Source organism: Mesorhizobium sp. M7A.F.Ca.US.006.01.1.1 (genome assembly GCF_003997935.1).
Classification (GTDB): Bacteria; Pseudomonadota; Alphaproteobacteria; order Rhizobiales; family Rhizobiaceae; genus Mesorhizobium.
The window spans coordinates 1-24,408 of record NZ_RZQL01000092.1 but is presented as its reverse complement, the minus strand read 5'-3'; the positions used below and the strand labels follow the sequence as shown (position 1 = coordinate 24,408).

Annotated in this window: 24 protein-coding genes and 1 pseudogene; 16 read left to right on the top strand and 9 right to left on the bottom strand. The window is 63.1% G+C overall.

Features of this window, described 5'->3' with window-relative positions:
- The 6 genes from EN943_RS17575 to EN943_RS17550 form a co-directional block, all read left to right on the top strand.
- A partial coding sequence (locus EN943_RS17575) for a DUF2339 domain-containing protein (RefSeq protein WP_164778234.1) occupies positions 1 to 2,664 on the top strand: 2,664 nt, incomplete at its 5' end.
- A gap of 174 nt (positions 2,665 to 2,838) precedes the next feature.
- Positions 2,839 to 3,357, top strand: coding sequence for an RNA polymerase sigma factor (locus EN943_RS17570; RefSeq protein ID WP_127413831.1), 519 nt, complete (start codon positions 2,839 to 2,841; stop codon positions 3,355 to 3,357).
- Positions 3,354 to 4,145, top strand: coding sequence for an anti-sigma factor (locus tag EN943_RS17565; RefSeq protein ID WP_127413829.1), 792 nt, complete (start codon positions 3,354 to 3,356; stop codon positions 4,143 to 4,145). The genes EN943_RS17570 and EN943_RS17565 overlap by 4 nt, the downstream gene beginning before the upstream one ends.
- Before the next feature lie 309 nt (positions 4,146 to 4,454).
- Complete coding sequence (locus tag EN943_RS17560; RefSeq protein WP_127257394.1) at positions 4,455 to 5,558, top strand: peptidase C39 family protein; 1,104 nt, start codon at positions 4,455 to 4,457, stop codon at positions 5,556 to 5,558.
- Entirely contained in the window at positions 5,558 to 7,021 is a 1,464-nt protein-coding gene (locus EN943_RS17555) for a RimK family protein (protein WP_127413827.1), read from the top strand. Before EN943_RS17560 ends, EN943_RS17555 begins: the two co-directional genes overlap by 1 nt.
- Positions 7,022 to 7,039: 18 nt before the next feature.
- A complete protein-coding gene (locus EN943_RS17550) occupies positions 7,040 to 7,312 on the top strand; it encodes a DUF3303 family protein (protein WP_127413826.1) in 273 nt (90 codons plus the stop codon).
- Positions 7,313 to 7,330: 18 nt separating this feature from the next.
- On the opposite strand, the gene EN943_RS17545 is transcribed toward EN943_RS17550, so the two are convergent.
- Positions 7,331 to 8,242: a LysR substrate-binding domain-containing protein gene (locus EN943_RS17545; RefSeq protein ID WP_127413824.1), complete on the bottom strand. Its 912-nt coding sequence runs from the start codon at positions 8,240 to 8,242 to the stop codon at positions 7,331 to 7,333.
- 111 nt (positions 8,243 to 8,353) lie between these two features.
- Between EN943_RS17545 and EN943_RS17540 the strand changes: the two genes are divergently transcribed.
- Entirely contained in the window at positions 8,354 to 9,244 is an 891-nt protein-coding gene (locus EN943_RS17540) for a fatty acid desaturase family protein (protein WP_127413837.1), read from the top strand.
- Positions 9,245 to 9,256: 12 nt separating this feature from the next.
- Here EN943_RS17540 and EN943_RS17535 read toward each other — a convergent pair whose 3' ends face one another.
- The 3 genes from EN943_RS17535 to EN943_RS17525 all read right to left on the bottom strand — a co-directional run bounded on the left by EN943_RS17535 (position 9,257) and on the right by EN943_RS17525 (position 13,059).
- On the bottom strand, positions 9,257 to 11,398 hold the full coding sequence (locus EN943_RS17535) for an EAL domain-containing protein (RefSeq protein ID WP_127413823.1): 2,142 nt from the start codon (positions 11,396 to 11,398) through the stop codon (positions 9,257 to 9,259).
- 165 nt (positions 11,399 to 11,563) lie between these two features.
- The gene (locus EN943_RS17530; protein ID WP_013532569.1) at positions 11,564 to 12,199 is read right to left on the bottom strand and encodes an HD family hydrolase; all 636 of its coding nucleotides are present in this window, start codon (positions 12,197 to 12,199) and stop codon (positions 11,564 to 11,566) included.
- A complete protein-coding gene (locus EN943_RS17525; protein ID WP_127413821.1) occupies positions 12,199 to 13,059 on the bottom strand; it encodes a folate-binding protein YgfZ in 861 nt (286 codons plus the stop codon). Before EN943_RS17525 ends, EN943_RS17530 begins: the two co-directional genes overlap by 1 nt.
- A gap of 75 nt (positions 13,060 to 13,134) precedes the next feature.
- On the opposite strand from EN943_RS17525, the gene EN943_RS17520 reads away from it, so the two are divergent.
- Positions 13,135 to 14,466 carry a dihydroorotase gene (locus EN943_RS17520; protein WP_245475881.1) on the top strand — a complete coding sequence of 444 codons (1,332 nt, stop codon included), beginning with the start codon at positions 13,135 to 13,137 and terminating at the stop codon, positions 14,464 to 14,466.
- 35 nt (positions 14,467 to 14,501) lie between these two features.
- Here EN943_RS17520 and EN943_RS17515 read toward each other — a convergent pair whose 3' ends face one another.
- The 4 genes from EN943_RS17515 to EN943_RS17500 all read right to left on the bottom strand — a co-directional run bounded on the left by EN943_RS17515 (position 14,502) and on the right by EN943_RS17500 (position 16,967).
- Entirely contained in the window at positions 14,502 to 15,290 is a 789-nt protein-coding gene (locus EN943_RS17515; RefSeq protein WP_164778233.1) for a hypothetical protein, read from the bottom strand.
- Between the two features lie 70 nt (positions 15,291 to 15,360).
- Positions 15,361 to 15,618, bottom strand: a complete 258-nt coding sequence (locus EN943_RS17510; protein WP_008874920.1) for a hypothetical protein — start codon at positions 15,616 to 15,618, stop codon at positions 15,361 to 15,363.
- Positions 15,619 to 16,071: 453 nt separating this feature from the next.
- A complete protein-coding gene (locus EN943_RS17505) occupies positions 16,072 to 16,449 on the bottom strand; it encodes a TIGR02301 family protein (RefSeq protein WP_127413818.1) in 378 nt (125 codons plus the stop codon).
- 83 nt (positions 16,450 to 16,532) lie between these two features.
- Complete coding sequence (locus EN943_RS17500) at positions 16,533 to 16,967, bottom strand: NUDIX hydrolase (protein WP_127413817.1); 435 nt, start codon at positions 16,965 to 16,967, stop codon at positions 16,533 to 16,535.
- A gap of 140 nt (positions 16,968 to 17,107) precedes the next feature.
- Here EN943_RS17500 and EN943_RS17495 point away from each other — a divergent pair, with 140 nt between their 5' ends.
- Positions 17,108 to 17,869, top strand: a complete 762-nt coding sequence (locus EN943_RS17495) for an SOS response-associated peptidase (RefSeq protein WP_127413815.1) — start codon at positions 17,108 to 17,110, stop codon at positions 17,867 to 17,869.
- A gap of 72 nt (positions 17,870 to 17,941) precedes the next feature.
- Here EN943_RS17495 and EN943_RS17490 read toward each other — a convergent pair whose 3' ends face one another.
- Positions 17,942 to 18,097: a hypothetical protein gene (locus EN943_RS17490; RefSeq protein ID WP_013532562.1), complete on the bottom strand. Its 156-nt coding sequence runs from the start codon at positions 18,095 to 18,097 to the stop codon at positions 17,942 to 17,944.
- 389 nt (positions 18,098 to 18,486) lie between these two features.
- Here EN943_RS17490 and cysS point away from each other — a divergent pair.
- From cysS to EN943_RS17455, 7 genes and pseudogenes are all read left to right on the top strand, one after another.
- Positions 18,487 to 19,922: pseudogene (cysS, locus tag EN943_RS17485) on the top strand (cysteine--tRNA ligase).
- The gene (locus EN943_RS17480; RefSeq protein WP_127413814.1) at positions 19,919 to 20,305 is read left to right on the top strand and encodes a VOC family protein; all 387 of its coding nucleotides are present in this window, start codon (positions 19,919 to 19,921) and stop codon (positions 20,303 to 20,305) included. Before cysS ends, EN943_RS17480 begins: the two are co-directional and overlap by 4 nt.
- 6 nt (positions 20,306 to 20,311) lie before the next feature.
- Positions 20,312 to 20,803, top strand: a complete 492-nt coding sequence (locus EN943_RS17475; protein ID WP_127413833.1) for a GFA family protein — start codon at positions 20,312 to 20,314, stop codon at positions 20,801 to 20,803.
- Entirely contained in the window at positions 20,800 to 21,276 is a 477-nt protein-coding gene (locus EN943_RS17470) for a GFA family protein (RefSeq protein ID WP_127413812.1), read from the top strand. Before EN943_RS17475 ends, EN943_RS17470 begins: the two co-directional genes overlap by 4 nt.
- Complete coding sequence (gene pip, locus EN943_RS17465) at positions 21,273 to 22,229, top strand: prolyl aminopeptidase (RefSeq protein WP_127413810.1); 957 nt, start codon at positions 21,273 to 21,275, stop codon at positions 22,227 to 22,229. The genes EN943_RS17470 and pip overlap by 4 nt, the downstream gene beginning before the upstream one ends.
- On the top strand, positions 22,226 to 23,848 hold the full coding sequence (gene cimA, locus EN943_RS17460) for a citramalate synthase (RefSeq protein ID WP_206522778.1): 1,623 nt from the start codon (positions 22,226 to 22,228) through the stop codon (positions 23,846 to 23,848). The genes pip and cimA overlap by 4 nt, the downstream gene beginning before the upstream one ends.
- Before the next feature lie 83 nt (positions 23,849 to 23,931).
- The coding region (locus EN943_RS17455; protein ID WP_164778231.1) for an EamA family transporter at positions 23,932 to 24,408 on the top strand (477 nt) is incomplete at its 3' end.

Below are 24,408 nucleotides of genomic sequence, written 5' to 3'. Positions count from 1 at the left end.
CGCGAGCTTGGCGCGCTGCGCAGCCTTGTGCTCTCGGGAGCCGTACCACCGGCGACCAAACCTTCCGAACAGACGGTGGCCGACAACGTGCCCGCCGATGTGGCTCCAGCCGTAGCGGCAGCGGCCGACATTCCCTCGCCAGCGACAAGCGAGCCGGTCGCAGCACAGGCGCCAGCTACAGAAACGGAAGTCCCGACCGGTGAGGTCGTGTCCGGCCCATGGGCGCCAAGCGAGGCGGCATCGAAAGCAGCGGAACCTGCCGCGCCGGCCGCCGCAGCGAAAGCCGCCCGCCAATCCGACGTCGAAACGGCACTCGGCACGCGCTGGGCGGTCTGGGTCGGCGGCATCGCGCTGGCGCTGGGCGGCCTGTTCCTGATCCGCTACACCATCGAGGCAGGTATTTTCGGTCCCGGCGTGCGGCTGACCATGGCCGGCGTGCTCGGCCTGGTGCTGGTGGCCGGCGGCGAATTCATCCGCCGCACCGGCTTCAAGGTGCCGGTGCAAGGGGCGGCCGGCGCTTATATTCCAGCGATCCTGACTGCGGCCGGTGCCTTCATCCTGTTCGGCACCGTCTATGCCGCACATGGCATTTACGGCTTCATCGGCCCGGCAGTCGCCTTCACGCTGCTCGGCGTCATCGGCGTGGCGACGATCGCGGCCGCCCTGGTCCATGGTCAGGCGCTGGCCGGCATCGGCCTGATAGGCGCCATGGTGACGCCGGTGCTGGTCGCCTCGCAGGCACCCAATCCCTGGGCGCTGTTCGGCTATCTCGCGATCGTGCTAGCCGCGACCGGCGTCATCGCCCGCATGCGCGACTGGAAATTACTGATGGCCGCCGCCTTTTTCGGCACCGGTGTCTGGACCATCCTCTATATGACCGATGCACCGGGGGCGAACCTCTCTGCCATCCTGTTCATCGACGCCGTCACACTGGCCGTGCTCGCCCTTGTCTGGCTCGCTCGCCGTGACGACGAAACCGGACCAGCCAGGGCTTTCGACTGGCCGTTCATCGTACCCGGCCTGTTCGTCGCATTCTCGGCGCTGGGCCTGTCGGTCGACCCGGCCTTCGCTGCCGCCGGCTATGCCTTGCCAGGCGCCGTGGTGATCGCCGCGATGGTGGTCGTCGCGCTTTATCGTCCGCTGGCGCTGCCGCTCCTCTATGCCGCGGGACTGGTCACGGTGCTGATCTATCTCGGCATCATCCCGCCAACCTCGATCGCTTCCGATTTTTCGGGCGGTGCCCTGGGCGTCGACGGACTGCCGGTGGCCACGTCCAATGCGCTGACCTTGCCCATCGGCATCGCACTCGGCCTGGTCTTCATCGGCGCCGGCTTCTGGGCGGCACGGAGGTTTGCCGCCGGGATGCAAATCCGCGCGGCCTCATGGGCAGCGTGGGGCGTCATCGTCCCTCTGGTCATCCTGCTGGCGCTCTGGTTCACCTTCGGCAATCTCGACCGTGATTTTGTCTACGCCGCCGTTGCGGCACTCCTGGTCGTCGTTTTCGCTGCCGGCGGCGAGTGGATCGCGCGGGCCGAGGAGCCGCCGCTCAAGGGCGGTGTCGCGGTGTCGTTTGCCCTGGGCGGCGCGGCCGTCGCCGGGCTCCTGCTCATGCATATGGCTTTCGATTCCGGCTGGACCACCATCCTGCTCGGTGCGGCGGCCGTCGTGCCGGCGCTGGCCACGCGCTGGCGCGTCTATCCGGTGCTCGGCTGGATTTCGGTCGGCGCGGTGATCGCGGTGCTTGGCCGTGTCGCCTTCGACCCGACCATTGTCGGCGCCGGGTTCCTGTCGACGACGCCGGTGTTCAACTGGCTGTTGCCCGGCTACGGCGTGCCGGCGCTGGCCTTCGGCTTTGCCGCCTGGCAGCTTGCGCGCACCACGAATGGCCGGCCGCGCCTTGCCATGGAGGCGGCAGCGGCACTGTTTGCGCTGCTCACGCTCGCCATACTGGTGCGCCACGCCATGCACGGCGGCGTCATCGACACGGGTGCCATGACGCTCGCCGAACAGTCGATCTACACCCTGATCGCCATCGGTGCCGGCGCAATCCTGGTCGCTATCGACATGCGCTCGCCAAGCTCGGTGCTGCGCTATGGTTCGATGGCCGTCGGCGTAATCTCCGTCGGCTTCATCGTCATCCGGCACTTCGTGGTGCTGAACCCGCTTTTCACAGACGAATCGACCGGCCGCATCCCGGTGTTCAACCTGTTGTTCCTCGCCTATCTCCTGCCGGCGGTCGCCGCCGGGGGACTGGCGCTCTACGCCAGGGACAAGCGGCCAAAATGGTATGCGCAGATGCTGGCCGTGGTGGCTGCCGCACTTGCCTTCGCCTATGCCACGCTGTCGGTGAGGCGCCTGTTCAAGGGCGAGTTCATCGGCTTGTGGAGCGGCCTCGGCCAACTGGAAACCTATACCTATTCGGCGCTCTGGCTGGTGATTGGCGTTGCGCTGCTCACAGCCGGCGTCTGGCTGAAATCGCAGGTGCTGCGCATCGCTTCGGCCGCGCTGATCGCGATCGCCGTGCTGAAGGTCTTCATCTTCGACATGTCGGAGTTGGAAGGCGTACTCCGGGCGCTATCCTTCATCGGCCTCGGCGCGGTTCTGATCGGTATCGGCCTGTTCTATCAGCGGCTTTTGACACGGGCGGCGAAGGAAAACGGATAAAGGCAAGCAAGAACAATAAGATTTCACCCCGACCGGGAATAAATCGGCCAATGGGCTCGTTATCTCATTGCTTGGGTGACCGGAGCGGCGGACCGCTTCGCGCTGGCCGCTTGCGCCGCGCCCGGAAGGCGCGTTCAATCGGTATCAACAAGGGCGACCCCGAAACCAGCGGTCATGGACGAGAAGAAGGCAGCAATCCTTGGCGAAATACCGCGCCTGCGCCGTTACGCGCGATCGCTTTTGCGCGACCGCGACGCAGCCGACGACCTTGTCCAGGATTGCCTCGAGCGGGCGCTTGTGCGGCTCGACAATTGGCAGACAGGAGAAAGCCCCAGGAGGTGGCTGTTTACGATCATGCATCATTTGTTCATCGATCAGATGCGCAAGGTGAACCGCCGCGGCGAGGCGGCGATGCTGCCGCTGGAGGCGGGCGAGACCGTTGCCCAGCCGGCCGAGCAGGTGGAGAACATTGCCTCGCGCGAGATCATCGACGCATTGCAGGCGATCAGCCCCGACCGCCGCGCGGCCCTTGTCATGGTTGCCATCGAAGGTTTTTCCTATGCCGAAGCCGCCAACATTCTGGGCGTGCCTGCCGGCACGCTGATGTCGCGCATTGCGCGCGGGCGTGAGGAATTGCGCGGGTTGCTGGACGACACGGCGCGCCGCCGCGCGATAAGGATCGTCGAGAAATGATCCGCCGCGACTTTTCCGAACGTGACATCCACATGGCGCTCGATGGCGAGCTGCCCAGCGATGAGCGCTCGGCCTACGATGCCTGGCTCGACGCCAATCCCGAGATGAAGGCCAAGAGCGCCCGTTTCACCGCCGACCGGGCGGCGCTGCGTGCCGCCTTCGCCGACGTGCTGGACGAAGCCGTGCCTGCGCGGTTGCGCAAGGTCGTGCTTGGCGAGGTGCCGGTCAGGGCATCTGTGCCACACTCACGCTGGTGGCTTGCCGCTGCTGCCGCCGTGCTTCTGGTCACCGGCGGACTTGGTGGCTATTTTGCCGGCATCGATGGCATCGGCCAGGAGGACTCGGCGGAAGATCGGCTGGCCGAGCAGGCAATCGCGGCCCATGTCATCTATGCCGCCGAAAAGCGGCATGCCGTCGAGGTGCCGGCCAGCGACAAGGACCATCTGCAGACCTGGCTGTCCAACCGTGTAGGGCTGAAGCTGGTGGCGCCGGACCTGACCGCCGACGGATTCCAGCTGGTCGGCGGCCGGCTGTTGCCGGCAGGCGAGAGCAAGGCCGCCATGCTGCTTTACGAGGACGGCAATGGGCAGCGTATCTCGCTGTTCGTCACCACGGAATCGACGGAGAATGCCAAGGGCACCTACGCCGCCGCACAAGACGGACCCGAGGCCGTCTACTGGCTGGACAAGGGCTATGGCTGCGCCGTGGTCGGCTCCTTGCCGCGCGAGCGGCTGGCCGAGGTAGCGAGGAGCGCCTACACGCAACTTGTAAACGGGCTGGCAAGCTGAACGGCATCGCTTTTGCCGGTGCCATCGATCCGCGAATGCTGATCCGGCCGGAGGACCTTTTGCGCCCGTCGGGCCGGCGTCGGATTTGTCACAATTCGGCCCTAATCGAGGTGCGATAGCGCTTGATGAATGCCGTCGCATCGCCCCGAAAATCGGAAACGGTTTTTGGAACACGAGGCGAAGATTCAAGGTGGTGGAGCGGACTTCGTGCGCCCAGGTGGACGCCGGTTTTCCCAACGCCCTGGTTGGCGTCAAGGACATGTTCGAGTAGGGCCATTTCCACCACCAATCGAGGTTTTCTGAAGCCGCATGCCTGCCGAGATCCGCACGGCCCGCGCGTCTGACGTCGATGATCTCGCCGCCATTGAGAAAGCTGTTTTCTCAAGCGACCGTATTTCCCGCCGCTCCTTCCGACTGTTCATCGAGCGTGAAACCGCCGAGACGCTGGTCGCCGAAGTCGACGGCCGCGTGGCCGGCTATGCGATCGTTCTGTTTCGCAAGGGCAGCGGCGTGGCGCGCCTCTACTCGATTGCGACCAGTCCGTTTTTCGGCGGGCTGGGTGTCGGCCGCATGCTGCTCGGATCCGCCGAAGATGCCGCCTTCGAGCACGACCGCATGATGCTGCGTCTCGAAGTTCGCGAGGACAACAGCCGCGCGATCCGCATCTACGAACGGGCCGGTTATCGCAAGATCGGCCGCGAGCCCGGCTACTATGAGGATGGCGAAACGGCACTTCGCTACGAAAAGACCTTGCGTGGCGACATTCCGATCGCCACCAAGGTGCCGTTCTACCCGCAGACCTGCGAATTCACCTGCGGCCCGTGCTGCCTGATGATGGCGATGGCCAATTTCGATCGCGGCTTCGTGCCGGATCCGGTCATGGAAATCCGCCTGTGGCGTGAAGCGACGACCGTCTTCATGATGTCGGGTCCCGGTGGTTGCGAACCGTTCGGCCTCGCTGTCTCGGGCTACGAAAGCGGGCTCGCGGTGGAGATCTACGTTTCCTTCTATGGCGCGCTGTTCCTGCAATCGGTGCGCAGTGAGGACAAGCGCAGGGTGATGGAACTGGCCCAGGTCGACTTTCGCCGACGCGCGGAACTTTACGGCATCCCGGTGAATTACCGTGCATTCACAATCGACGATATCCGCGCTGCGATCGCTGGGGGAAAGCTGGTGCTGGTGCTGATCAGCGGCTTCCTGATGTTCGGCAAGAAGGTGCCGCACTGGGTGCTGGCGATCGGCGATGACGGCGACCATATCCTGATCCACGACCCTTGGGTCGAGGATGAAAGGCAGGAGACCATCCTTGATGCAGCCAACATTCCCGTGCCTTACGGCATCTTCATGAACATGGCGCAGTTCGGTCGCGATGGACTGCGTGCCGCCATCACTCTGGGAAAGCGTGACAGATAATGACCTGGGTCATCCTTACCGGCAGGCAGAGCGATCTCGACCAGGTGGCGACACCGCACAAGATTATCACCAATCGTGACTATCTCGCGCATCCGTCATTGTTTCGCGGCCAACGGCCGAAGGTCATCAACCTGTCGAACAATTACGCCTACCAGAGCCGCGGCTACTATGCGTCGCTGCTGGCAAGCTCGCGCGGCCACAAGGTGATCCCGACAGTCGAGACGATGATCGACCTGTCGGAACGCAAGCTCTATGAGCACGCGCTGCCGGAATTGGAACTGGCGCTCAACAAATGCCGCAAGGATATTGGCGGCGCCTTTCCGCAAAAGGTCTGCATCTTCTTCGGCATCGGGCCGTCGAAAATCTGGGACCGTTTCGCCAAGCTGTTGTTCGACTGGTTCCGCGCACCGGCGCTCGAAGTCCACATCAAGGACAGCGCCGAATGGGCCTCGATCCGCAAGATCGGCTTCCATCCGTTGGCGCGGATGACCGAGGACGAGGAAAAAAGCTTCATCCAGTGCCTGGAAACCTACACCAACCGGGAATGGCGCGACACCAAGGGCCGCACGCCGGCGCGCTACACCTTCGCCACGCTGGTCGACCCGCATGAGGAATTGCCGCCGTCGGAGATCTCGTCGCTGCGCTATTGGGCCAAGATCGCCGAGAAGATGGGCGTCGAAATCGAGCCGATCACCAAGCGGGACCTGGCCAAGCTTGCCAATTACGACGCGCTGTTCATCCGCGAGACCACCTCGATCTCCAACCACACCTATCGTTTCGCCCGCCGCGCCCAGCAGGAAGGCATGCCGGTGATCGACGATCCACTGTCGATGATCCGCTGCACCAACAAGGTCTATCTCAACGAGCTGATGGCCTACAACAAGGTCCCGGTGCCGCCGACGGTGATAATCGCCGGCACCTCGGACCTCGAACTGGCAGCGCAGACGCTGAGCTTTCCGCTGGTGCTGAAGATCCCGGATTCGTCGTTCTCGCGCGGCGTCAAGAAATGCGCCAACTTCGAGGAACTGAAGACGCTCGCCACCGAATGGCTGGAGGATTCCGACCTTCTGATCGCGCAGAAATTCATTCCGACCGAATATGACTGGCGTGTCGGCGTGCTCGGCGGCCAGCCCTTGTTTGCCGTGCACTATCTGATGGCCAAGAAGCACTGGCAGATCGTCAACCACAAGGCCAACGGCAAGCCCGACCAGGGCGGTATCAAGACCTTCACGCTGAAGGAAACGCCGGCGCATGTCGTCGAGACGGCAGTGAAGGCGGCGCGCTGCATCGGCGACGGGCTCTATGGAGTCGACCTCAAGGAGACCAAGGACGGCGTCTTCGTCATCGAGGTGAATGACAATCCCAACCTCGACCATGGCTGGGAGGATTCCGGCGAGAAGGACGAGGTCTGGGTGCGGCTGACGCAGTGGTTCCTGGAGCGGCTGGACCGGCCGGGGCGGTAATTTGATCGGGGGTAGAACATGCAGTTTATCGTGATAGAGGATTTCACAGGCTGTGATCGCAAGGAGATCTATCGCCGCTTTCGCGACCGCGGCCGCCTGAAACCGGACGAGCTTCGCGTGCACCACAGCTGGATCGCGGCGGACATGAGCCGCTGCTTCCTGCTGGTGGAGGCCGATGACGTCACGCTGCTGCAGCGTTGGGTCATCGAATGGGCGGATCTGGTGGAATTCGAGATCATCCCCGTGGCGGCAAACAAGGACATGGCTGAGGCATTGAGCGGACACCTCTGACCATCGCCGCGTGTCACGTCAACGCAGTGCCGGCGAGCCGACCGCGCGCCGGCATTCGTCGATCAGCCACTGGCGAAACGCCGCCACGACATCGCGCCTGGCGCTGCGCTCCGGGATCGTCAGGCAATAGGGCTGGCGCAGCTCCAGTGCCTGGGCGAGGGGCCTGACAAGCCGGCCGTCTTCCAGCGCCTCGGCACAGTAGATCCCTTGCGCCAGCGCCACGCCCAATCCCGAAATGGCAAGGTCGAGTGCGGCGCGCGATGAGTTGGCCGAGAGGCCGCGCTGCGCTGCCCGGCCGGGTTCGATGCCGGCCGCCTCGAACCAGTTGTGCCAGGACGGAAAGGACGCACCGGTCGGTCCCCAGCCGGTGTGGATGAGTGGCAGGCTGGCGAGGCCTTCGGGTTTGATCGTGCCGGCCAGCCCGGGTGCACACACGGGATAGACCGCGTCCTGGACGATATCCTCGGTCGGGTGCTCGCGATAATGCGGCCCATAGGAGAGCCTGATGTCGATCAGTTCACGGTCGAACGGCACCGGGTCGTCGTCGCCTCTGAGCGATATGTCGACGGCGCCATGGCTTGCGACAAAACCGGCGAGACGCTGCGAAAGCCAACCCATGGCCATGGATGGCGGCACCGATACCACAAGGCGCGGGCGGAACGCATCGCCGCCCGACTGCCGCGCGACGCTGCCGATCTCCTGGAAGGCCATGGTCAGCCTGGGCAGCATCTCGACGCCGGCCTCGGTGAGTACGGCGCGCCGGTTGACGCGATGGAACAGCTTGCGGTCCATCTGCTCCTCGACGGTGCGGATGAGCTGGCTCACGGCGGCGGCCGATACAGAAAGCTCTTCCGCCGCCCCCGCAAAGCTGCCTGTACGGGCGGCGGCCTCGAAGGCCTGAAGTCCTTTGAGAGAGGGAAGTACGGCCATGATCACCAAACAGATAAGATCAGCTTATCTAAATCGCAGGAATCGTCGTTTTTGGAAAGATTTTTCATGCGCTACAGTGGGTTCATCAAATCCAAGTCTGGATCGAAGCCCGTGGATCATCGCGACGTAATTTCATCGTTGACGCAGGAAGAGCGCAACCGGCTGACCGCCAAGTCTGATGCCGCGGGCCTCGTTCAGCTTGCCGCTCATTGGGGCGCGATCGTGATCGTCGGATCGCTGATCGCCGCCAAGGTGCCGTTCTGGCCGCTGCTGATGCTGCCGCAAGGTATCCTCATCGTGTTCCTGTTCACACTGCTGCACGAGACGGTTCATCGTACGGCTTTCGAAACGCAATGGCTGAACGATGCCGTGGCACGGGTGTGCAGCCTGCCGATCGCGCTGCCGGCGGACTGGTTCCGCTACTTCCACTTTGCCCACCATCGATACACGCAAGATCCCGACAATGACCCGGAACTGGCGTTCCCCAAGCCGGAGACATGGCGGCAATACCTCGTCCACGTATCCGGCATCCCGTTATGGTGGGGCCACCTCAAGACGCTTTATGCCAACGCGGCGGACCGTGGTCGCGAAAGCTACGTTCCGCCAAAGGGCTATGACAAGGTGCGCATCGAGGCACGCGCCATGATTGCCTTTTACGCCGTGGTCCTTCTGCTGGCCGTCTATTTCCGGCTCTCGGTGCTTGTCTATGTCTGGATCTTGCCCGCGCTGTTGGGACAACCGTTTCTGCGTCTCTATCTTCTGGCCGAGCACGGCCGTTGCCCGTTCGTCGCCAACATGCTGGAGAACACCAGGACCACGTTGACCAACTGGCTCGTCCGCAAGCTGGCGTGGAACATGCCGTTCCATGCCGAGCATCATGCCTATCCCGGCGTGCCGTTTCATCAACTGCCGCGGTTTCATGCGCTGATCGAGCGGCATCTCAAGGTGGTCGAGCCCGGCTATGTCAGCTTCCACGAAAAGTACATCGAGACGCTGCATTGACGATGGCCGGCCTCAGCCGGTCTGGCTGTGCGGCGCCCGGGATCTCAACAGACGCTGGATCTCGGCCGGCGTTGACGGCGCGCCGATCAGAAAGCCCTGCGCCTCGGTACAGCCATTGCCGCGGAGGATGTCGAGTTGCACCTCGGTCTCGACCCCCTCGGCGGTGACAGTGACGCCAAGCTCGGCGCCCAGCCCAATGACGGTGCGAACGATCGCCGCGGTGTCGCGATTGCCCAGGTCGTGGATGAACGAACGGTCGATCTTGATCTTGTCGACAGGAAAACGCCTGAGGTAGCCGAGCGACGAATAGCCGGTGCCGAAATCGTCCAGCGCGATGCGGATGCCCAAGTCGCGCAACTGTCGCAGTGTCCTCAGCACGGCTTCACTCTCGTCCATCAGCACGGTTTCGGTGATTTCCAGTTCCAGCCGGCCGGCGGGTACGCCGGAAAAGGCGAGAGCCGAGATGACGCTGCGGGCGAAGCTGCCGCTTTTAAGTTGTACGGCCGAGACATTGACCGCGACGCGCAGGCCGGCGGGCCAGCGTGCCGCCGCCGTGCAGGCTTTCCTCAGCGCCCATTCGCCAAGCGGCACGATCAATCCGGTTTCCTCGGCGACAGGAATGAAGCTGTCCGGCGCCACCATGCCGCGTTCTGGGGAATGCCAGCGCATCAAGGCTTCCGCGCCGACGATCTCGCCGGAGGCGATGTTCATGATGGGTTGGAAATCGAGGTCGAATTCCTGGCGCGGCAGCGCTGTCTCAAGATCGACCTCCAGCGCACGCCGTGCCTGTACCATTGCGTCCATTCCGGGTTCGAAGAAGCGATACAGATTGCGCCCTTCGCTCTTCGCCCGGTAAAGCGCTGTATCGGCGTTCCTCAGCAGCGTGTCGGCATCTCCGCCGTCGTCGGGGAAAACCGCGATACCCAGGCTGATGCCGATATGCATCTCGCGGCTCTTGTCGCGGAACGGTTTTCCGATCGTCTCGACGATGCGCTTCGCGAGTTTTTCAGCACTGGCAATGCCCTTGAAATTGAACTGGATGATGACGAATTCGTCGCCGCCGAAGCGGGCAACGACGTCGTTTTCATTATGCAGGCAGCGCTGCAGCCGCTCGGCCACGCTCTTCAGCAGCCAGTCGCCGGCCGGATGTCCCCAGGTGTCGTTGACCGCCTTGAAGCGATCGAGATCGAGCGAGAAGATCGCCAGCGGCGTGGCCGCCGTGTCCTCCAGCGCAAGGTCGAGCCGTTCGCGAAACATCGAGCGGTTGGGCAGTCCGGTCAGCATATCATGATGCGCAAGATGGGTCATGCGCTCTTCGGTACGGCGGCGCTCCGTAACATCGTCGAAGGTCGCCACCCAACCGCCGCCGCTCATCGGCTGGCGGGTGACCAGAACCGTCCTGCCGTCGGCAAGATGCCGATAGGCCGAATGCATTTTTTTCGCCACCAGGCAGGCCTCGGTCTTGGCGACTTCGCTGTCGACATCGATCTTCGTATAGATGCCAAGCTCCAGCAATCGTTCGAGCGCGTCGCGGTGCGTCGTTCCAAGCGGGAAGTCCGCCGCGGTGACGTTGTAGAGTTCTAGAAAACGCCCGTTGCGCACGATCATCTTCCCGTCGGCGTCATACATCAGCAGGCCTTGCGACATGTTGGCGAGCGCTGCGTCGAAGCGGCGGTGTTGCTCCTTGAGATCCTCTTGCGCGCGGCGCTGCTCGGTGATGTCTTCATAGATCGACACCCAGCCGCCCAGAGCCAGAGGGCGGTGCGAGATGCTGACGATGCGGCCATCCGACAGTGTTTCTTCGTAGGTCGACGGCTTTGCCTGATCGATATAGGGCTTGCGGATGGCGTAGAGCTCGTCGGCGGTTTGCGAGGCGACGCCGATGTCGACGCTGTGGCGCAGAATGTCGAGGAACCGGATGCCGGGACGTATCACCTTGGCGTCGAGGCAAAAGATGTTTAGGTAGTTGCCGTTGCAGATGATCATCCGCTCGTCGGCGTCGAACATGCACAGGCCGTGCGACATGTTCTCGACGGCAGCCGAAAAGCGTTGGTTCTGCTCGCGCAGTTCGTCTTCCATGTGACGGGAGCGGTCCATGCCTTCGGCCTCCCGTTTCGGGACGGCCGAACCATCCTTGGCATCAGCGACGGGCATGAGCGCGCCTGCGAACCGTGATCGAACGCGCTACTGTGGTCGCCGCCGGTTAATTTAGCGTTTTAATGCATGTCGCCCAAAAGTGACCTCGGTTTTGGGGGAAACGACATGCATAAAACAAAGACCTAAAGCGCGGCGCATGAATCCGTTTCAGCGCGACGCGCTTTAGCCGATTGCGGTCGCCGAAACCTGATGCCGCGACGTCTCGATCGCCGAAAACCGTTTCAGAAACGCGTTCTGCGCCCAGGTCACCGAGCGTGGCGTGAAATCGAAGCGGTCGGCATTGAAACCGCGCGGACGGCCGAAGAACTCGGTCGCCTCGGCGGTCGAAAAGCCGGCGAGCAGCGTTGCCTCGAAATAGGCGGCGATCTGGTCGGCGCGCTTGATCTCCTTGCGCAGCGCAGCACTTGGTTCCGGCGGCAGCGAGAAACGCAGATGGATGGCGCGCTGCAGCCGCAACTCACAATCCTTGTAGCTGCCGCCCATCACCGATTTGAACGGCGAGATCATGTCGCCGATGACATATTCGGGGGCGTCGTGCAGCAGGGCCGCCAGCCGGGCGTCGGCTGAAGCCTCGGGCACCAGGTCGCAGAACAGCGCTTCGACCAGCAGCGAGTGCTGGGCGACCGAAAAGGCATGCTCGCCGCTGGTCTGGCCGTTCCAGCGGGCAACGCGGGCAAGCCCGTGCGCAATGTCCGAAATCTCGATGTCGAGCGGCGAAGGGTCGAGCAGGTCGAGCCGGCGGCCCGACAGCATGCGCTGCCAGGCGCGTGCCGGCGCGCCGACGCGGTCGGCCGCCATCAGGCCTCCTCCGCGCTGACGGCTTCCTGCGGGAAGGCGAATTTTGCCCAACCGGGAATGGCCAGCGTAACCGGAACGTCCCCGGCCATGATCGGTTGGCAGGCGTCGAGCGCCGCCTTGACCCGGTCGATGCGCGCAATGGCCAGACCGGTCGTGTCGACAGTCGAGCCGAGCGTGCCAACCGGCCTGCCTGCGACGGTTAGCTCGGTGCCGGGCGCGGGTAGGGGCCTGTCGGCCGATGCAATCAGCACGCGCCGCCTGGCCGTGCCGCGATGCTGCATGCGCGAGACGACCTCCTGGCCGACATAGCAGCCCTTCTTGAAGCCGACGCCGCCGGTTTCGTCCAGCAGCACGTCATGGGGAAAGGCGTCTCCGAGTTGGTAGTCGCTGCCGCTTTCGGCAATGCCGACGGCAATGCGGAAGGCTTGCCACGCGGCAAGATCGCTGCGCTCAGCTGTTTCGCCGTAGGAACGCGTGACGGCACCCTTCGGAAAGCGTGTGTCGGCGGCCACCGTTGAATCAGATTGTGAGGGTGTTGATTCATGTCCCCATGCGACGGTGACAAACGCCTGATCGGATTTGGCAATCTCGACCCTGGCGCGCAGTTTGTAGAGCGTCAGCCGGCGTATGAAATCGTCCGATATGTCGGCACGGCATTCGAGCCGGAATGCATTCTCGCCGGTACGGGAGATCAGGAAATCGAACAGGATCTTGCCTTGCGGCGTCAGCAGCGCACCGGGTTTGGCTTCGCCGGGAGCCAGGATGTCGAGATCGGTGGTCAGGATGTTCTGCAGAAAATGCTCGGCATCCGGGCCTGACACGGAAATGAGGGCGCGGTCTTTGAGCTGGGCAAAGGGCATGGGCGGAAAAGCAACCTGATCTTGCAAAACGGTCGGCCTTTACGTAAGCCGCTGGCACTCCCCCCGCAAGAGAGCATGGCCATGATCTACGACCTCATCCTGACAGGCGGCACAGTGGTCAACCATGACGGCGAAGGGGCTCGCGACATCGGCGTGAAGGACGGGCGCATCGCTGCCATCGGCGATCTCCGCCAGGCCTCGGCCGGCGAGACGATCGACTGCGGCGGCCTGCATGTCCTGCCGGGTGTCATCGACAGCCAGGTGCACTTTCGCGAGCCGGGACTGGAGCACAAGGAAGATTTGGAAACGGGTTCGCGCGCGGCCGTGCTTGGCGGCGTTACCGCCGTGTTCGAGATGCCCAACACCAATCCGCTGACCACCAGCGAGACAGCGCTTGCCGACAAGGTCCGGCGCGGCACGGGGCGCATGCATTGCGATTTTGCCTTCTGGGTCGGCGGCACGCGCGAAAACGCCGGGGATGTCGGCGAGCTCGAGCGGCTGCCGGGTGCGGCCGGGATCAAGGTTTTCATGGGCTCGTCCACTGGCGACCTGCTGGTCGAGGATGACGAGGGCGTGGCGTCGATCCTGAGAAACACACGCCGGCGCGCCGCCTTTCATTCGGAAGACGAGTTCCGGCTGCGCGAGCGCCTTGGTGAACGCATCGAAGGCGACCCGGCATCGCACCCTGTCTGGCGCGACGAGATCGCCGCCTTGCGCTGTACCGAACGGCTGGTACGCATCGCGCGAAATGCCCGTGCCCGCATCCATGTCCTGCACATCTCGACGGCCGAGGAGATCTTGTTCCTCGAACAACACAAGGATGTCGCAACCTGCGAGGCGACGCCGCATCATTTGACGCTGAGCGCCGACGACTATGCGCGGCTTGGCACGCTGATCCAGATGAACCCGCCGGTGCGTGCCGCGCGCCATCGCGACGGCGTCTGGCATGGCATTGCGCAAGGCATCGTCGATGTGCTCGGCTCCGACCACGCGCCGCACACGCTGGCCGAGAAGGCAAAACCCTATCCGGCCTCGCCATCGGGGATGACCGGCGTGCAGACGCTGGTGCCGATCATGCTCGACCACGTCAATGCCGGCCGGCTGACCTTGCAGCGCTTTGTCGACCTCTCGAGTCACGGCCCGCAACGCATCTTCGGCATGGCGAGAAAGGGCCGCATCGCTGCCGGCTACGACGCCGACTTCACCATCGTCGATATGAAGCGGCGCCAGACCATCACCAATGCGCAGGCCGGCTCGAAAGCCGGCTGGACGCCTTATGACGGGAGAGAAGTGATCGGCTGGCCGGTCGGCACCGTCATTCGCGGCCGCCGCGTCATGTGGGAAGGCGAGATCGCCACGCCAAGCCAGGGTAGGGCGGTGGAATTTTCTGAGGCATTGCCCCGCTAGGCCCCCTTGCCCCGGTAGGGTGGGAAGAGCCGCACTCAATCCCCGGCGACGAAGAATGTCCACTGCCCAGTGGGCGTGATGCCGACGCGATAGAAAATATAGGCGCCGAACTGCTTCATGTCGTCGAAATCACCGGCGGTGACGATCTTGAACAGCTCGACCCGCTGCTTGGCGTCCAGCTTGTCCAGCGGTAGGGCGAAGAAATACGGCCACACATAGAGCTCTTGTGGCGTGCCGGCATCGAGGTGGACATAACCGGCATCGAGTACCTCTTCCAGGATGGCCAGGATTTCCTGACCGTCTGGGTCGCCCGAGAGGCCCTTGAGGAAGGCGACGGCATCGCCGTCAATGTCGGTTAGGGACAATTGCGTTGTGTTGTCGCCCGTGCCGATCAACGGCCGCAGCTTTTCGATATCGCCGCCCTTGCAGGCTTCGACGATCAAATCATGCATGCGCCGCACTGGCTCCGGCAGCTTGCCGAGATCGTAGATGACCTCGGGCACCGGTGTGTCCGGATCGACGCGCGGTCTGGTCACGCCGCCATCCGCCGGACTGTCCGGCTCGGCTTCGGCAGGAGCAGTCGGCTGGCTGGCCGGCGGCGGTGTTCCGACCGGGTTGGGCATTGGCACAGTGCTTCCGGGGGGCGATATGTCGTCGTCGGCCGGCGGCGTGACTGTCGGAGGGAGCTCTTCGCGCTTAATTTCGCTCAGCGCATAGGCGGGGCTGCTCGCGAGGCACACAACCAGGGGGATCGCGGCACAGCAAGCGGCGAAAGAGATGCGAAGGACCAAGCCGCCCGGCTTGCCTGACATCGAAAAACTCACTGCCCGTTTCTCCCTGCTTACGGGCATGACGCCCGAGCGGCATATTGCCGTCAAAGAACCGGACGTCGGTTCAGTGCCGCAGCCGTTCAGGTTCGAAGGCGCCAGCAATCACCTTTTCACGCATACGGTCGAGCAGGGCAAGGGCTGAGGTCTCGCCATTGGCGCGCAACATCTCGCCGAAGGCTGTTTCGAGCGCTGCTTCGGCAATGATCTCGGGCTCTATCCCGGCGGAGAGACCTTCCGCCCAGGCCTCGCTGTGGCTTTCCACGGCGGTCAGGCGTTTTTCTTCCCTGACCAGCGCGTCGATGTCGTTGACACCATGTTCCATAAGCGAATGTCCACCCTTTCAAGCAGCGATCCGTCGATGTGGATCAGGCCTGATCTGTTCATTTCACACGCAGTGACAATTAAGTATTTGTAAATACGACATTTTTTTGATCGTCTTTTACAAAGCCCTATTGCCTTGTGCGAAGCTGCGTTCAGCTCGAGTCAAACTTAGCCGATTGGGGCGGCCTGCGGGGCGAAAACCTTCAGTTTGAGTTAATTCCGCTTTCGCGCGGTAAGGTTTCGTTAACACTGTTGCAGAAGTGCAACATGAGGATTGCACCAAGATATCTGCTGGCACAAGCCGATATATCGGCTGTGCCCAGCAATGATCCGGATAGTTGTTGATGAGCGAGTGCCTAAAGCGCGTCGCGTTTTGAACGGATCCAGGCACCGCGCTTTAGTTTTTTGTTTTATGCATGTCGCCAAAACCGGGGCCACTTTTGGGCGACATGCATTAGTTGCCGTAACGCGAGGCGATATCGCGAGACAGCGTCTCGCCTTCCTTCATGTAGCGGCTGATGGCTTCGGTCGCCGAGGGCGTGCACCTCGTATAGGTGCCGCCGAAGGAGCGGTAGCCGCGATTGAAGCTGGCGATGAAGCGGGCGCGCCGCTCGGCGTCCGGATTTTCCGAATCGAGCAGTTTTGTCATCTCGACACGCCACTGGTCGCCCTTCTCGCCGCACAGATTGCGCAGGAAATGCAGCGAGCCCAGAACCTCCGCCAGCCGCATCAACCCGGGCTCGAACGGCGAATCGGCGCTGAGCGCGGGCCGTATCGAAACGGTCGCGCTGACGGCGAGACACACGACGAGGAGCATGAATGGACGGTTCATAAGCCTTCTCTACCCAACGGCGTGGCTCCGCCAAACAGGATAAGTCTTTGTGGCGAAACAATTTGTCGCCTGCAAGGCGGTTTTCAGGGCTTCGGTCCGTCGTCTCCGTCCGGGTCCAACAAGTCCTCGGCCACGGCGAACACCGAACCGGCGAGCGGCAATGCCGCCATCTCATTGAGCGTATAGAAGGCCGCCGTCTCTGCATCGTCGCTGGCTACGGCCTCGCCGCCGGCGTAGGCGGCGCCGAAGACAGTGAGGAGATAATCGACCGGATGGTCGTCATCCCTGCCGTCGATGTGGATTTCCCGAAGCGGGCGGTAATCGGTGGCTCGCAATCCGGTCTCCTCAAGCAGTTCGCGCTGTGCTGCTGTCTCAAGCGTTTCGCCGGGCTCGACCTTGCCGCCCGGAAAGGCATAGAGCCCTTGCGAGGGTTGCCGGGCTCGCTTGACCAGAAGCACGGTGTCCGCCCGCACGACGGCGACCGAGACTGCCGGAAGTATCTTGCGCGCTTCGTTCATGGATTCCCGATCAGGTGTGTAGGCAGGTCTGTTGTGGACCGCCCAGCATGGGCAAGCTTTAGCGGTTGCGCAACGCTGGTTGCATCGCCACTTTCAAACTGAACCATTCGGCCGAACCATTCGAAGGGCGCCAATCGACCATGTGCGGACGTTTTGCCTTGACCGCGACGCCGGACCAGACCGCCGCCCTGCTGGGCTTGGCCGAACTGGAGGATTTCCCGGCGCGCTACAACATCGCGCCGACGCAGCCGATCCTGATGGCGGTCGCCGGCCCGCCGCGGGCGCCGGGCTCCAATCTGCCGGACCGGCAGTCGATGCTGGTGCGCTGGGGGCTGATCCCGACCTGGGTGAAGGATACACGCGAGTTTCCGCTGCTGTTCAACGCGCGCTCCGAAGGGGCTGCCGAAAAGGCGTCGTTCAAGGCCGCCATGCGCCATCGCCGCGCGTTGGTGCCGGCCTCCGGCTTTTATGAATGGCGGCAAACCGGCGGCAAGAAAGGCCAGCCTTACTGGATACGCCCACGGCACGGCGGGCTGGTCGCCTTCGCCGGACTGATCGAGACCTATGCCGAGCCCGGCGGTTCGGAAATGGACACCGGCGCGATCCTGACCGTCAACGCCAATGCCGACATCGCGCATATCCACGACCGCATGCCGGTGGTGATCGATATCAGGGATTTCGCCCGTTGGCTGGATTGCCGCACGCTCGAGCCGCGCGATGTCGCCGACCTGTTGCGGCCGGCTCAACTCGATTTCTTCGAGGCGATTCCCGTCTCCGACCTCGTCAACAAGGTCGCCAACACCGGGTCGGAAATTCAGGAGCGGGGCGAGATCGGGCCGGAGCCCGAGAAGGTCAAGCGCCAGAAGCCCGGCGCGGACGACAGTCAGATGACGCTGTTCTAGCTGAACTGTTCTTCAGCGGCGCATGTCTGCGTCATTTTTGGCTGGCGCCTTTGGCGCCGGCCGCACACCGCTTCAGGCAGCGCGAGGCGAAACGATCTTCTGCGCCGGCTTTTTCTTCTTCGCGGTGTGGAGGAGGGCGGCGACGATCGCGGCCGGGCCGATTGCGCGATAGTGGTTGGCGAGCGCCGGCTGCTTGGCGCGGTTGGCTTCCTGCTTGGTTCGGGGCATGTCTCTCTTCCCAGGTAACATTTTCGTGTCTGCGTTTGATGGCCGATTCTGACCAAATCGTGACGCCTGCTGATCTAGCCGACGAATGTTTCATGACTGTGCCGACATGTTTAATAAAATGTTTCAGTGCATCATTACCTGTGATCCAGTGACGTTTTTGCCGAAACTTGCGACTTGACGGCAACACAAGCCAAGGCGATAAAGCCGCCCATGAAAACGTCTTTCGCCATTTGTGGCATTTGCATTATTGGCTAGCCTCGCGCTGGTCCGGACGTTTTCGCCTCATCTTTCCCCAGATTGGACAAACGCCCCGGCCAGCAGGCTGGAGCCTGATTTGCGTGTCGCAAGGCTGGCTTCGTCAAATTGAGTTCTGAACCGGGAAGGCACGAATGTCTGACGCATCGCAGGGCCTGCGCCTCTACAACACGCTGACGCGGACGAAAGAGGATTTCGTGCCGATCGATCCGCTGAACGTGCGCATGTATGTCTGCGGCCCGACCGTCTACGACTTTGCTCATATCGGCAATGCGAGGCCGGTGATCGTGTTCGACGTGCTGTTCCGCCTGCTGCGCCAAGTCTATGGCGAGACGCACGTCACTTATGTGCGCAACATCACCGACGTCGACGACAAGATCAACGCGCGCGCTCTGCGCGATTTCGGCGGTGAGATCGCTTCCGGCACGCTTTCGCTGAATGAGGCGATCAGGCGGGTCACCGAAAAGACCGCCGGCCAGTTCCACAGGGACGTGGCGATTCTTGGCTGCCTGGAGCCGACGGTCGAGCCGCGCGCCACCGAATTCGTCGAGCCCCGCGCCGACGGCAAGGTCGACATGATCACCTTGATTCAAAGCCTGATCGAACGCGGCCATGCCTATGTTGCTGCGAGCGAAGTCCTGTTCGACACCGCGTCGATGCCTGACTACGGCCAGCTGTCGAAGCGCAATCTCGACGAGCAGCAGGCCGGTGCCCGCGTCGCCGTCGACGCGCACAAGAAAAATCCCGGCGATTTTGTCCTCTGGAAGTTGTCGTCACCGGAGGAGCCGGGCTGGAATTCGCCATGGGGCAGGGGTCGGCCGGGCTGGCACATCGAATGCTCGGCGATGTCGGCCGCCTATCTAGGCAAGGTCTTCGACATCCATGGCGGCGGCCTCGACCTGATCTTCCCGCACCATGAAAACGAGATCGCCCAGTCGCGCTGCGCCCATGGCACCGAAATGATGGCCAATATCTGGATGCACAACGGCTTCCTGCAGGTCGAAGGCCAGAAAATGTCGAAGAGCCTCGGCAATTTCTATCGATCAACGAACTGCTGGAGACCGAGACCTTTGGCGGCCGCAAATGGCCGGGCGAGGTGCTGCGGCTGGCGATGCTGATGACGCATTATCGCGAGCCGATCGACTTTTCCGTGCGCAAGCTGGAAGAGGCCGAGAACACCCTGCGCAAATGGAAGCGGGGGGCCGACCTCGCGCCGGCGACGGCGGGGCAGGTGCCCGTGGAGATCATCGACGCCTTGTCGGACGATCTTGCCACCTATGCCGCCTTCCAGGTCCTGACCCAGTTGGCCGGCGAAGCAGCGGACGGCAACGATGCCGCTGCGTCCCTGAAGGCGTCGCTGCCGTTCCTCGGTTTCGATGTCGCGTCGGCGAAGGTTGATGAAGACCACGTCGCCAAGGCCATCGCCAAGCGTCTCGCATTCATCGCCGCCAAGAACTGGGCCGAAGCCGACCGCATCCGCGACGAACTGCTGGCTCAAGGGATACAGTTGAAGGACGGCAAGGACCCGGTCACAGGCGAACGCATCACCACCTGGGAGGTAAAAAGATGATCGACCATCTCGGCATCACGGTTGCCGATTTCGACGCTTCGAAGGCTTTCTACGACAAGGCGATGGTGCCGCTTGGTGCCTCACTGCTTTACATGGTGCCGCTGGAATATACCGGCGGCGCCAAGGTCGGCGGCTATGGCCGTGACCGGCCGGTGTTCTGGCTGAGTTCGGCCAAGGAAAAGCCCAGGGATCACCAGCACGTCGCTTTCACCGCGCGCAGCCGCGCCGAGGTCGAAGCCTTCCATGCCGCGGCGCTTGCCGCCGGCGGCAAGGACAATGGCGGGCCGGGTCTGCGACCGCACTATCATCCGGACTACTACGCCGCCTTCGTCCTCGATCCCGACGGCAACAATGTCGAAGCCGTCTGCCATGCCCCGGAGTGAGCGATGATGAGCCTCGACAACCGGCCGATCTACACGGGTGGCTGCCAGTGCGGCGCGGTGCGCTTTCGCGTTGAAGGCGCGCTCGGCGACGCTTCGGTCTGCCATTGCCGCATGTGCCAGAAGGCGTTCGGCTCGTTCTATGCGCCGCTGGTTTCGGTGCGCGGCGCCCGGCTCGACTGGACGCGCGGCGAGCCGAAATACTTCCGTTCCTCCAACCATGTCGATCGCGGTTTTTGCGCCGATTGCGGCACGCCGCTGACCTTCACCGCGCCGGACGGCGTTGGCCTCGCCATCGGTGCGTTCGACAATCCGGCGGAGATCGTGCCGCTGATCCAATGGGGTGTCGAGGCAAAGCTGCCTTATGTCGATACGATCCCGCAATTACCGGGCGAGGAGACGATGGCCGACGTGTCGTCGGCCTCTTATCTGGCCGATCTCGTTTCTTATCAGCACCCGGACCACGACACCGAACAATGGCCGCCAAAGGAAAAATCATGACCGATCAGGTGAGAACCGGCGGCTGCCAATGTGGCGCCGTGCGCTTCCGCATTCATGGAGCGCTCGGCCGTCCCTCGATCTGCCATTGCCGCATGTGCCAGAAGCAGTTCGGCTCGTTCTTCGGAGCGCTGGTGACGGTGCCCAGGGAGGGCGTCGAATGGACTCATGAGGAGCCGAGCTATTTCCAGTCGTCGATCAACATCGACCGAGGTTTCTGCGCCCGCTGCGGCACGCCGCTGACCTACCGACAGCCCGGCGGACTCGAGATCGCTATCGGTGCCTTCGACGACCGCTCCGACCTCGCCCCGCAGATCCAGATCAACTATGCCGCGCGGCTGCCCTGGGTAGAGACGATCTTCGATCAACCCGTCCACCAGGATCCCGACTACTATAACAGGCAGGAATCCATCATCTCCTTCCAGCACCCCGACCATGAAACAGCGGACTGGCCGACCAAAGGTTTACAACTATGAGCAGTCAATTGCGTACGCTTTATCCGGAGATCGAGGCGTTCGATTCCGGCATGCTCGATCTCGGCGACGGCCATCAGGTCTACTGGGAGCGTTCCGGCACCAAGGGCGCCAAGCCGGCGGTGTTCCTGCATGGCGGGCCGGGCGGCACCATTTCCCCAAAACACCGGCGGCTGTTCGACCCGAAGCTCTACGATGTCATCCTGTTCGACCAGCGCGGCTGCGGAAAATCGACGCCCAACGCCTCGCTCGAAGCCAATACGACATGGCACCTGGTCGCCGACATCGAACGCCTGCGCGAAATGGCCGGCTTCGACAAATGGCTGGTGTTCGGCGGCTCCTGGGGGTCGACGCTTGCGCTCGCCTACGCCGAGACAAACCCCGAACGCGTCAGCGAGCTGGTGGTGCGCGGCATCTACACGCTGACGCGTGCGGAACTCGAATGGTACTATCAGTTCGGCGTCTCGGAAATGTTCCCGGACAAATGGGAGCGCTTCCTGGCGCCGATCCCGGAGGCCGAACGCGGCGATATGATGGCCGCCTACCGCAAGCGGCTGGTCGGCACGGATCGCAAGGCGCAGATCGAGGCGGCCCGCGCCTGGAGCCTGTGGGAAGGTGAGACGATCACGCTGTTGCCCGAGCCGGAGACCAGCGGACCGTTTGGGCACGACGACTATGCCGTCGCCTTCGCCTGCATCGAGAACCACTATTTCGTCCATGCCGGCTGGCTTGAGGAAGGGCAGTTGCTGCGCGACGCGCACAGGCTGAGCGACATTCCCGGCACCATCGTCCATGGCCGTTACGACATGCCGTGCCCGGCGCGCTATGCCTGGGCGCTGCACAAGGCCTGGCCAAAGGCGGATTTCCACCTGATCGAGGGCGCTGGTCATGCTTATTCGGAGCCGGGGATTTTGGATCGGCTGATCAGGGCGACGGACAAGTTTGCAGGCAAATGACCATGACCCGCGAGCGCCTCTATCTCTTCGACACCACATTGCGCGATGGCCAGCAGACGCCGGGCATCGACTTTTCCGTCGAGGACAAGATCGCCATCGCAAAACTGCTCGATGCTTTTGGCCTCGACTATGTCGAAGGTGGCTATCCCGGCGCCAACCCGACCGACACAGCCTTCTTCCAGGAGAAGCGCACGGAGCGCGCCAAATTCGTCGCCTTCGGCATGACCAAGCGGGCAGGAGTGTCGGCGTCCAACGATCCCGGGCTTGCGTCACTCGTGCAGTCGAAGTCGGATGCCATCTGCTTCGTCGCCAAGAGCTGGGACTACCATGTCCGTGTCGCACTCGGCTGCACCAATGAGGAGAACCTCGACGCCATCAAAGCCTCCGTCGAGGCGGCGATCGCCGCCGGCAAGGAGGCATTGGTCGACTGCGAGCATTTCTTCGATGGCTTCAAGGCCAATCCCGACTACGCGCTGGCCTGCGCCAGGACCGCCTATGATGCCGGCGCGCGCTGGGTGGTGCTGTGCGAAACCAATGGCGGCACGCAGCCGTCGGAAGTCCGCGCCATCGTCGAGAAGGTTATTTCATCGGGTATTTCAGGCGATCATCTCGGCATCCATGCCCATGACGACACCGGCCAGGCCGTGGCGAATTCCCTCGCCGCTGTCGAGGCCGGCGCGCGCCAGATCCAAGGCACGCTCAATGGCATCGGCGAGCGCTGCGGCAACGCCAATTTGATCTCGATCGTACCAACGCTGGCGCTGAAACCGGCCTTCGCCGATCGTTTCGAGACGGGCATTTCGACTGAGGCGCTGACCGGCATTTCGCGCCTGTCGCGCGCTTTCGACGAACTCCTGAACCGCGCTCCGGAAGCGCAGGCGCCCTATGTCGGCGCTTCCGCCTTCGCCACCAAGGCCGGCATCCATGCCTCCGCACTGGCCAAGGAGCCGGCAACCTATGAGCACGTGCCTCCGGAAACGGTCGGCAACCGCCGCCGTGTCATGGTCTCGGACCAGGGCGGCAAGGCCAATTTCCTCGCCGAGCTGAGGCGCCGCGGCATCGAGGTGCCGAAGGACGATCACCGGCTCGACGCGCTGATATCCGTGGTCAAGGAACGCGAGGCCGAGGGCTATGCCTATGAAGGCGCCGATGCCAGCTTCGAACTCCTGGCGCGCAAGATGCTGCACGGCCTGCCGGAGTTCTTCAACGTTACCTCGTTCCGCTGCATGGTCGAGCGCCGCTTCGACGCCAACGGCCAGTTGAAGACGGTCTCCGAAGCTATCGTCAAGGTGGTGGTCGACGGCGAGGAGAAGATGTCGGTGGCCGAGGGGCATGGCCCTGTCAACGCACTCGACATCGCGTTGCGCAAGGACCTCGGCAAATTCCAGGGCGAGATCGCCGACATGGAGCTGGCCGACTTCAAGGTGCGTATCCTCAATGGCGGCACCGAGGCGATCACCCGCGTTCTGATCGAATCGCATGACGGCACCGGCGCGCGCTGGTGGACGGTGGGCGTTTCCGAAAACATCATCGACGCCTCGTTCCAGGCGCTGATGGATTCCATCGTCTACAAGCTGATGAAGAACCGCGAGATGGCCGGACTGGTGGCCGCCGAATAGGGTTGAACCATCAGCGAAAGTCCATTGATCCATCAGAACTTTGCGATGGTCTTGCCAAGGTGACTGGGCCATAGCGTTGGCCCATGGCCACTGAAGCAATTACCCTGGATGCAGATTCCAAGGCCCGGCGCGGCTTTCTGCTGGCGCTCGGCGCCTATCTCTTGTGGGGATTGCTGCCCTTCTACATGAAAGCGGTCGCTCATCTGCCGCTCGCCGAAGTCATTGCCCATCGCATTGTCTGGTCGGTGCCGATCGCCGCCGCCGTTCTGGTCTGGGCCGGCCGCATGGCGGATTTCAAGGCGGCACTGCGTTCGCCGCGCACCATCGCCATGGCCGCGCTGACGGCGGCGCTGATCTCGGTCAACTGGGGCATCTATGTCTGGGCGATCGCGGTCGACCGCACCGTCGAGACCGCGCTCGGCTACTACATCAACCCGCTGGTCAACGTCGTCGTCGGCGCGCTGCTGCTGGGCGAGCGGCTCGACCGGCTGCAGATCGCGGCGGTGGTGCTGGCGGCGGTCGCCGTCACCGTGCTGACCATCGAGGGCGGCAAACTGCCT

Bases quoted from the DNA above. Each gene is read 5' to 3' on its own strand.
- EN943_RS17570 (WP_127413831.1), top strand. From the start codon at position 2,839: ATGGACGAGAAGAAGGCAGCAATCCTTGGCGAAATACCGCGCCTGCGC.
- EN943_RS17565 (WP_127413829.1), top strand. From the start codon at position 3,354: ATGATCCGCCGCGACTTTTCCGAACGTGACATCCACATGGCGCTCGAT.
- EN943_RS17560 (WP_127257394.1), top strand. From the start codon at position 4,455: ATGCCTGCCGAGATCCGCACGGCCCGCGCGTCTGACGTCGATGATCTC.
- EN943_RS17555 (WP_127413827.1), top strand. From the start codon at position 5,558: ATGACCTGGGTCATCCTTACCGGCAGGCAGAGCGATCTCGACCAGGTG.
- EN943_RS17550 (WP_127413826.1), top strand. From the start codon at position 7,040: ATGCAGTTTATCGTGATAGAGGATTTCACAGGCTGTGATCGCAAGGAG.
- EN943_RS17545 (WP_127413824.1), bottom strand. From the start codon at position 8,242: ATGGCCGTACTTCCCTCTCTCAAAGGACTTCAGGCCTTCGAGGCCGCC.
- EN943_RS17535 (WP_127413823.1), bottom strand. From the start codon at position 11,398: ATGCCCGTCGCTGATGCCAAGGATGGTTCGGCCGTCCCGAAACGGGAG.
- EN943_RS17530 (WP_013532569.1), bottom strand. From the start codon at position 12,199: ATGGCGGCCGACCGCGTCGGCGCGCCGGCACGCGCCTGGCAGCGCATG.
- EN943_RS17525 (WP_127413821.1), bottom strand. From the start codon at position 13,059: ATGCCCTTTGCCCAGCTCAAAGACCGCGCCCTCATTTCCGTGTCAGGC.
- EN943_RS17520 (WP_245475881.1), top strand. From the start codon at position 13,135: ATGGCCATGATCTACGACCTCATCCTGACAGGCGGCACAGTGGTCAAC.
- EN943_RS17510 (WP_008874920.1), bottom strand. From the start codon at position 15,618: ATGGAACATGGTGTCAACGACATCGACGCGCTGGTCAGGGAAGAAAAA.
- EN943_RS17505 (WP_127413818.1), bottom strand. From the start codon at position 16,449: ATGAACCGTCCATTCATGCTCCTCGTCGTGTGTCTCGCCGTCAGCGCG.
- EN943_RS17500 (WP_127413817.1), bottom strand. From the start codon at position 16,967: ATGAACGAAGCGCGCAAGATACTTCCGGCAGTCTCGGTCGCCGTCGTG.
- EN943_RS17495 (WP_127413815.1), top strand. From the start codon at position 17,108: ATGTGCGGACGTTTTGCCTTGACCGCGACGCCGGACCAGACCGCCGCC.
- EN943_RS17490 (WP_013532562.1), bottom strand. From the start codon at position 18,097: ATGCCCCGAACCAAGCAGGAAGCCAACCGCGCCAAGCAGCCGGCGCTC.
- EN943_RS17480 (WP_127413814.1), top strand. From the start codon at position 19,919: ATGATCGACCATCTCGGCATCACGGTTGCCGATTTCGACGCTTCGAAG.
- EN943_RS17475 (WP_127413833.1), top strand. From the start codon at position 20,312: ATGAGCCTCGACAACCGGCCGATCTACACGGGTGGCTGCCAGTGCGGC.
- EN943_RS17470 (WP_127413812.1), top strand. From the start codon at position 20,800: ATGACCGATCAGGTGAGAACCGGCGGCTGCCAATGTGGCGCCGTGCGC.
- pip (WP_127413810.1), top strand. From the start codon at position 21,273: ATGAGCAGTCAATTGCGTACGCTTTATCCGGAGATCGAGGCGTTCGAT.
- cimA (WP_206522778.1), top strand. From the start codon at position 22,226: ATGACCATGACCCGCGAGCGCCTCTATCTCTTCGACACCACATTGCGC.